The organism is Porcipelethomonas ammoniilytica, from assembly GCF_025567485.1.
GTDB classification, from domain to species: Bacteria; Bacillota; Clostridia; order Oscillospirales; family Ruminococcaceae; genus Porcipelethomonas; species Porcipelethomonas ammoniilytica.
This window is the reverse complement of sequence record NZ_JAOQKH010000025.1, coordinates 5,968-14,910: the sequence shown is the minus strand read 5'-3', so window position 1 is coordinate 14,910 and position 8,943 is coordinate 5,968. Positions and strand designations below refer to the sequence as shown.

The 8,943-nt window shown below is 29.7% G+C and carries 9 protein-coding genes and 1 pseudogene; all 10 read right to left on the bottom strand.

Going from position 1 to position 8,943, the window contains the following annotated elements; all coding sequences use genetic code 11:
* Window positions 1-78: 78 nt before the first annotated feature.
* The gene (locus OCV67_RS12000; RefSeq protein WP_147644198.1) at window positions 79-2,232 is read right to left on the bottom strand and encodes a leucine-rich repeat protein; all 2,154 of its coding nucleotides are present in this window, start codon (window positions 2,230-2,232) and stop codon (window positions 79-81) included.
* A 119-nt stretch (window positions 2,233-2,351) separates the two neighbouring features.
* Window positions 2,352-3,185: a leucine-rich repeat protein gene (locus OCV67_RS11995; protein ID WP_147644197.1), complete on the bottom strand. Its 834-nt coding sequence runs from the start codon at window positions 3,183-3,185 to the stop codon at window positions 2,352-2,354.
* Window positions 3,186-3,293: 108 nt separating this feature from the next.
* Window positions 3,294-3,665, bottom strand: coding sequence for a hypothetical protein (locus OCV67_RS11990; RefSeq protein WP_147644196.1), 372 nt, complete (start codon window positions 3,663-3,665; stop codon window positions 3,294-3,296).
* A 335-nt stretch (window positions 3,666-4,000) separates the two neighbouring features.
* Window positions 4,001-4,471 carry a hypothetical protein gene (locus OCV67_RS11985; RefSeq protein WP_147644195.1) on the bottom strand — a complete coding sequence of 157 codons (471 nt, stop codon included), beginning with the start codon at window positions 4,469-4,471 and terminating at the stop codon, window positions 4,001-4,003.
* Between the two features lie 14 nt (window positions 4,472-4,485).
* On the bottom strand, window positions 4,486-5,436 hold the full coding sequence (locus OCV67_RS11980) for an RHS repeat-associated core domain-containing protein (protein ID WP_262644612.1): 951 nt from the start codon (window positions 5,434-5,436) through the stop codon (window positions 4,486-4,488).
* A gap of 243 nt (window positions 5,437-5,679) precedes the next feature.
* Window positions 5,680-6,198 (bottom strand): Zn-dependent oligopeptidase, encoded by a 519-nt coding sequence (locus tag OCV67_RS11975; RefSeq protein WP_147644193.1) that lies wholly within the window; start codon window positions 6,196-6,198, stop codon window positions 5,680-5,682.
* Window positions 6,188-6,862 (bottom strand): M91 family zinc metallopeptidase, encoded by a 675-nt coding sequence (locus OCV67_RS11970; RefSeq protein WP_147644192.1) that lies wholly within the window; start codon window positions 6,860-6,862, stop codon window positions 6,188-6,190. Before OCV67_RS11970 ends, OCV67_RS11975 begins: the two co-directional genes overlap by 11 nt.
* Window positions 6,851-7,012: pseudogene (locus OCV67_RS11965) on the bottom strand (RHS repeat-associated core domain-containing protein); the annotation flags it as partial. The gene OCV67_RS11970 and the pseudogene OCV67_RS11965, both read right to left, overlap by 12 nt.
* A 57-nt stretch (window positions 7,013-7,069) precedes the next feature.
* The gene (locus tag OCV67_RS11960; protein WP_147644191.1) at window positions 7,070-7,345 is read right to left on the bottom strand and encodes a hypothetical protein; all 276 of its coding nucleotides are present in this window, start codon (window positions 7,343-7,345) and stop codon (window positions 7,070-7,072) included.
* 172 nt (window positions 7,346-7,517) lie between these two features.
* On the bottom strand, window positions 7,518-8,943 hold a 1,426-nt coding region (locus OCV67_RS11955; protein ID WP_178085128.1), incomplete at its 5' end, for an RHS repeat domain-containing protein.

The window sequence follows — 8,943 nt, the reverse complement described above, 5'->3', positions numbered from 1 at the left end:
CATTCATTTTGAAAAATCTTTACTTTAATCTTTTTTCTTTTCGCCTTTTTGTGTCCAGATTATTGACTATGGTCCAACTTAGTTTATACTGTATTTTTTGAGCATATCCGTGATATATCCTTCTTCCAGATCAACATTTCTATATCCTACATAATACGATTCATATATCCCACTTTGCCCGTATAAGCAGTTGGGATGCATTTCAGTATCAGTATAATACCATACATTATTAATGCCGATTAAATTCCAAGCATGATTACCTTTTATGCCCTCAACATCAATACCACCGTTAGTAATAATCTCACATGTTATATTATTCGAATCAAGGTTTTCAATTATTTTTTTATATAAATCGGCATAGCCAATACATACTGCGTGTCTAAAAACAATACATCCAAATGCATTATTAGTTAACGTATGTCTGAAGTATGATTGTCCATTAGTGTAAATTATTTCTTCTGCGCAATTATCGCCGTTTCCTACTAAAAATCCATATGTTATATTAGATGAAATCCATTTATTAATTTTAAAAACTGCTTCATATGGATCATCTTTTGCTAAATCGGCCCATTCATTTTCAACTATTAACTCATTACAGAATTCATTTACAATGTTATCAATTAAATAATTTTTCTTGCTTTCATTATCATTTTCTTTATCATTGAACGAATTATTTATTGCCAGAATAAATTGATTTTTTAATAAATTCCAATCGTTGAATGTACACGCATAATCATTGCCTGAAAGAACCTTATAATCATCATCGGAAATCATCAAATCCTTGTATGTCAGCTTTTTTCCATCCAGTATAATTTCTTGTATCCTAACCTTTGAAAAAGCATATGTATTTATACGTTTTATACTATTTGTGCTCATTTGAAGTGTAACAGAATCATTTTCTGAATTAAGATTCTCAAATGCGTAATTTTCAATGGCATTATAGCATCTTAAATCTATATTTGTATCTGCCTTATTGTACTTATATAACCTGCTATATGTACTTGATGTTGGTGACATTGCTTCATATATGACATTTATTCCGTTTGGATTATACCACTTCGTTTTATTAAAGGTATTATGGTAAAGCTCAATATCTCTGCCAACAACAATATTATATATATCTAGGTACTCTTTACTTTCAATTAAACGCACAGATTTTACATCAGCTGACCTACCCTCAGAATTAGTCAATCTATATTCCGTATTAAATATTCCATTAGATAGTTCAGATACTTTGAAATCATATATACAATTATTGAAGATTAAATAATTGTTGCCTGATAAATCAGTATACTTCAAGTACGTGTCATTATTCTCCCAATGTGATGCCGATGGTATGAATATTAATTCTGTTTTATCCTTATTATAAAGAATACCATTTTCATCACTTGAGTAATTAGCGTTACTTTTTTCTACATAAATACATTCCAAACCATTCATATCATTAAAAGCATTTTTCCACATATTTTTCAAGGAAGCCGGAATGGTTATATCTTTTATTTTAGAACAATAGATAAATATACCATATTCAATATCTTTTACACCTTCTCTTAATATTACTGTTTCAAGATTACTGCAATTAAAAAATGCTTGCTGAAAAATTTTTTCAGAACTAATGCTAATTGAATTGAGAGAATCACAATTACCAAAAGCCGCAATACCAATATTTTTTAAATTCGATGTAATTTCGTTAGCGTTTCCTTTGAATATTTTAACATTATTATCTATTTTAAATGTTCTAATATCAGAAAGATTATTAAGTCCATAAAAAGCAAAATTGCCAATTTGATTAATCTGATCACATATTTCCAAATTAACTATATCTTTACGGTATGTGTACCATGGAGACATCTCGCTATAACTATAATCACTTATAGCACCTTTCCCCCAAATGGTTAATGTTCCTGTTTCGATATCAAAATGATATGAGGCATTTTCACCGCATTTTCCATCATATGCTATGATTTCATTTTCATCAGATAAAGGCGCTATACTATTTTGTTCCAAGCTTTTGATATCAATAATTCTTTCCGTGGTTTCGTGCTCAAAATAGTCGATCGTCATACATGGACAGTTAAAACTACTATTGCTTTCAGCTGATGCAAGAAATTCTTCATTATCTACTTTTGGTGTTGTTATGTTTTCCTCTCCTGAAGCTAACAAAATACTGCTGTTTGCTAAAATTGCTGCTGCTAGCATAATCGCAGCAATTCTTTTGATTTTTGTTGACATAATTAGACCTCCGTTTAATAAATTTAATAGTAAAATGTATAATAATTATAAATTAAATTATTTACTTTATTCTGCAGCTATAAAGTATCCCACTTATGATAAGTGGGACATTTATTTTATTAAAGTTTTCTTTTAAGTAACATCAAATCAAATACATTAATTTGACCGTCATTATTAATATCGGCAACCGCCAGTTGATGTTCATTTAATGTTTCATTTTTTACCAAATATTTTTGAAGCAGCACAACATCGCTTGTATTCACTTCTGCGTCAGTCTGAACATCTCCCTTTATATCGTCCAGGGATATGAATGTAATTCTGCTGTACTTATTAGCAAATTCTTCAACCAGACCGCCTTCATATCCATAAATAGTTATCTCTTTATCCAAACCATTTGTCTCGCTATATCCTAATGAATAAGTACTAATCGATGTATTTTCATTTAAAAATACATATTTATCAGGTCCTTCATTACAAAAACAGTAATCATCAATATATTCTAAGCTGCTTGGAAAAACAATGTATTTAAGATTTTCACATTGATTAAATACATGATCTTTTATGCCAACAATGCCTTGAGGTATTTCAACTGTTTCAAAATCTGATTTAAAAAATGAATACTTTTCTATGGTTTCAATACCCTCCTTTATAATAAGCCTATTACAATTATTCCATGGATATGGTGTAGGAACAATATCTATTATTTCATCATTTGGATTTCTTTTTTCAATATACCATATTCCGGTAGAAGAACTTCCTTTACTTGATTTATCTGATCCTATTATAAAAGTACCATTTGAAGTTATCTGCCAATATATATCTGGTATTTGTGTTCCAGAATTAATTACTTCTATATTTTCCAAGCTTTTAATTTCCTCTGCATTTGCAATTATATTAACTGAAAATAGGCATAGCAATGACATAGCTGAAGCTACTAATTTTTTTAATTTCATAAACCTATTTGTCCTCCCTTTTCTTAACAGTTTATTATTTCGCTAAGTAATTTACAAGGACTTATATTTCTTCGTTTTACTATAAATTTACTGCATCTTAAAACTCTTCTATGCTATATTTATTATTTTATAGACTCTGTTAGTAATTTTTATCATATTATACCATTTAAGGAATATTAATTCCTGTTCATCCTGATCAAGCTGTATAAATACTTTTTTAAGAGTTTCCGATATTAAACTTTTATCGGTTATTTCTGCCACATCTTCCACTACGTTAATGAATTCCTTAAAATTTTCAACAGCGTCATCGATATTTCCAAAAAGCGCTGAAAACTGAATCTGATGCTTAAAGAACGAGTCATCGTTATCCTTGTTGTTCCAGCCTATTCTCATATATGCTGCGTATACTTCTTCGGTAACTTCAACATTCTCGTATTTCCCGTTAGCTGTATTTCTAACGCTGATTATGTATTTATTCATCCTTTCACCTCCGATCTGATAATTTTTTAATCAGACCTAAGGCTACGGATATTCGGCAATATAGCATTGCCACTTAAAAACAGGCATAAAAAAGCTCCATCCCGCCTTTAAAGCGGAACAGAGATAAAAAAATAAGGAGTAAACAATGCTTTAAAAGCTTGTTTTACTCCTAAATTATATTGCTTTTTTTACTTGCTTTTTGTAGATTTGTGGTTCTTTTTGGTTTTATATATATTTTAACCTTTAGTTATTGATTTTTTCTACTATTTTGAAGTAGAATGATATATAAAAATGGAGCAAACAACTTATAAAGTTATTTGCTCCAAATTAAGTGATTATACTTCCAAGTTATTATCTATCAATTTATCTATAAATCTTGAAACTTTACTGCCTCCTGTAATTGGATTGTATCCAGAATTAACAATATAATATTCTGTAAAAACCTTATCATCAGTGCCACTTGGGTGTACGCATAAATATTCGCCTTTAATTGAAATATCATCATAAGGCATAAATATCATATACAGATGCCCTGAATTGTTCCTTCCATAATCCTTTTCTAATTCAATCAGTTCTAACGAATTTAAAAAATTCTGAAGTTCTTCTATTGTATCCTTCTTACTTATCTTTACTGTCCTATCGGAATACCATTTATCCACATTTATTTCTATAGTCAATGTATTTTCTAACTTAAGATGCTCTTTTTTTCCAGAAGGCATAGTTATATATTTAAATATATTGTATACTAAAATCAGTATAATAATTATTATACCTACTTTTAGTATTTTTTTGTAGTTTGCTAACATACATTATATCCTTATTATTTAAAAATATTAGAATCAAGTTCTTTCGGTCCATAAGCTTGATATGATACTTTAGATGGATTTCTTTCTTCTGCATTCTGTTTATATGAATTGTCTCTAAAGTACTTAAATGTACTTTGACTATTCATTCCCATTGGCTCATCCCAATTTGCCGTGAATATTTTCCACCAAGTGCGTTTAAAATATACACCTCCATCCCAACCAGTTACTTCTGCACCAAAGTTTTTCTGAGCAAAAGCTTCAGATATATTAGTTTTAAAATCCAAATTAGATGTATTACAAGCACTAAAGTAAATACTTCTAACATTTTTTTGCATAACATCGTTCATATTTTGATCATTTAGTCCTCGTAAACGCCTTGATTTATCATATTCACTTGCCCCAATACTATTCGTGTACGAAGAAGAATACAAACTTGAATAATCTCCAAAATAAATACATCCAACACCTTTATCTGGAGTATTTCTATAAGCAGTTCCATGACATATTACTTGTATTTCATCAATTCCATTTGAATCATCTAATGAATTCCAGACATTTACAAATTCTTCTGCCGTACCAACTTCATAAACATAACATTCACCATAAGATACTTCATATTTTTCACGAATAATATTAGCTTGTTCTTCATTGTCCTTAGTCGCATTTTCTTCGTAAGGATAAGAACCATAAATCACTACACCATATTTACCACTAGGATCAACAAAAATCAAAGGATTGTTCTGACAATAAGTATACTTATTTAAGGACAACGGTTCTTCATTTTTTCCAGAATAGGGATCTCTACTAATAAACCTACCTGTACTTGGGTTATAATTCCTAGCTCTAAGATAAACCGTTGCTGTTTCCTTGTCAAAGTATTCACCGCAGTAACGGAATGCGTTTGTATCGCTGTCATCAATATTCTTTTCCACACCGAATGCATCATATCTGTAACTCTTAGTTATCTTACCGTCTTTATCAGTAAGGTTTACTACATCACCATGGGCATTCTGAGTGTAGTAAGTATACTCGGACTTATCACCATTCCAATAGTTATACTTTGCTACAAGATTTGTTCCTCTTATATAACAATCTGCATCATAGAACTGGTTGTCAATTACATCTGCAACAAATTTAGTATATCATAATTTCAATCTTGGTTAAATATAAGAGTAAAGAAAAAATTAATTTTTCTTTACTCTAAACTTTTATGACCAACCATGTAAATCTACATGAATCGGTGAAATATCAATAAGCAAATTTATTAATTCTTTTACATAAGCATTATCAGTATAATAATTTATTTTATAACTTTTTCGATTATAGTAAATTGCTATATCCCATGAATCATAAACTATTTTATAATTTAATGAATCCTTGTTATTTTCAATTTCTTTTAATAATTTTAAAATATGTACTATATCTTTTTGATATAAGTTTACAACTTTTTCTTCTACATTAGAAGAATAACTTATAAAATTTTTAGAACTAATATTATCAGTTTTTCTAGTTCCAAATAGCGCAGTCAATTTTCCATCTATATTAATATCAAAATAATAGGTCTCACTATCTGTACCAGTTGGATAAATAGCAATAATGATATTATCACTCGGTTCAACATTATTAATATTTTCATTTAAATTATTAATAACAATATAAATAATAATAAAAATAATAATTACAATCGACATAAATAATATTAATTTCTTCCCAAAATTAATACGCACCCCTTAACTCCAATCTATGTTCCCATCTAAGATCATTCTCTGTTATATCATCTTTCTTATTATATCTAAGACCAACTGTTGCTACTTCTTCTTTAGCAGAACGCGCTTCCCTTACGCTTGTCGTTTTAAGCAATGTACTAATAATCTCAGAAAACACTGTTTTATCTCTATCCATGCGTGACTTATAAAAATATGATATTTTATGTGAACCCAGATTAACACCTCTGGCAGCCCTATCAGCATGTATCAACTCATGCCCCAAGCCTATATAAGATGGACGTTTTTTCATCGATACATATCCGGAATTAGAATTAACTGTTTTAATTTGTATATCTTTCATAGGATTGAAATAAACTGTTCCTCCGCTCCCAATATCTGGATTAATTGAATTATCATAATTATCCGTAGAATATGCATTACCATCATTTCCATCAATAACTTCAATATTTATAACATGCGATGAATTGATCAATCTTTCTAATAATTCGTTGCCGCTCTCATATCTCACTGCCAAAATAACATCTTTATTAATTGACACGTTGCCGTCATCATCAATTGCTAAGGGATAATCTGTTAATTGTTGTAAGTAAGATAACGTATCTTCTTGTTGTTGCGGTAATCCTGACAGAGAAATAACATTGCCTGTTGGATCAAAATAAATCAAAGGATTATTATGACAATAAGTATATTTATTTAGAGAAAGTGGCTCTTCATTTTTACCAGCAAAACTATCCCTTGAAATAAACCTACCTGTACTTGGGTTATAATTCCTAGCTCTAAGATAAACCGTTGCTGTTTCCTTGTCAAAGTATTCACCGCAAAATGTTAATTATATACCTAAAATTTCATATTTGTAAACTATTTGTTGTCTTTAAAATGACAAGTATAAATAATACTCGCCATTTTCTTTACATACGAAAAACCATATATCATGCATATGTTTATCCTTAAAATTACGATCTGTTCTAAATGATCTTTTAATAAATAATAAATCATCTTCGTCAAATTTAAACCATTCATATTTATAGTTAGGTCTATCATTTAATAATGTATTATTATCATCATATTGTGGAAATATTTTTTCATTATTTATTTGATTAATAATTCCATCAATCGATTCTTCTGACATTTTAATTTTAGCGTACACATAATCACCAATAATAGTATGATTATAATACGTAACCTCAAAATCTTTAGGTAATTTTAATTGTATACGATCATATATTACATAATTAGGTCTAGTTATATAAAAAATATAATATAAAATAAGAATTATGATGATAATAATTACCAAATATTTTTTTGAAACCCTTATTTTATTAATAACTTAACCACCTTTCTAAATATTTAGAACTATCATCTGTTTTTTTCTTATTACTAATAGTGCCAAATGTATATTTATTTAAATCGTCTAACATTTCACCGAAATATTTTAATGTTTTATTTACTTTTTGAACTTGCGTAATACCTAATTTATTACTTTGATAGACTGCCCAACCTTGACATTCTCTTTCTTCTTTTAATTGATTTTTAAAAAAGTCATCACTATGTGACCAATAATACCCAAATATACATCTTCCATATACTGTTCCATCACTTGCCATTACTGGAGCACCATTAGTTTTTTGAGAAAATCTTGAAGCCAAGTTTGTTCCAACATAATCAAGATGTCCTCCCGTACATGCTAATAAAACCAAACTTTTCATATCTTTATCTTGCAACTCATCAAAATCATCATCACCAAATGTATTACCATTTCCAAATCCTATAGTTTTATTATCAGAACCATGTGTATTAATTAAAACAGTATCTATACTAACCGCTTGATTATTGACAGTCCCCATAGAATTCCATTCTTCAATAAAATCTTGTGCATTTTTTACAGGTTTTAAATGAACCTCCGAATCATATCTAGATTCTATAGTTTTTTTGTCAGCTAATGCTTCTTTTTCCCATTCTTCTAAATAAAAAATATACGAATCAAAACCTGTTGGATCAATATAAGCTATAGGATTATTATAACAATAAGTATATCTATTCAGTGAAAGAGGTTCTTCATTCTTACCCACATAACTGTCTCTAGAAATAAACCTACCAGTACTTGGATTATAATTTCTAGCCCTCAGATAAACAGTAGCTGTTTCCTTGTCGTAATACTCACCACAGTAACGGAATGCATTTGTATCATTTTCATCAATGTTTTTTTCAACACCGAATGCATCATATCTGTAACTCTTTGTTACCTTACCGTCTTTATCAGTAAGGTTTACTACATCGCCATGAGCGTTCTGAGTATAGTAAGTATACTCAGACTTATCACCATTCCAATAGTTATACTTTGCAACAAGATTTGTTCCTCTGATATAACAGTCAGCCTCGTAGAACTGGTTGTCAATTACATCTGCTACTATCTGCTTATTTCCGTCCCAAACATGATTTATTGTCTGACCGTCAACAGTCTTTTCATACCTGAGACCACTTGCGTTATACTTGTAGCTTGCAGTCGTTTCACCGTCAGTAAATCCGATAAGCTGATTCAAACCGTCGTAAGTGTTGGTCTCAGTCTTACCCTCGGCAGTCTTTGTAATCTGATTACCGTTTGCATCATAAGTGTAAACCGTCTGCTTAACATTGCTGTTCAGGTCAAGCGAATTTTCTTCACCCTCGACTGTCTTAACTTCCTTCTGAAGCAACGCAGTGTACTTGCCGTTTACTGAATAATCGTAAACAGTTTCATAGCTTTCA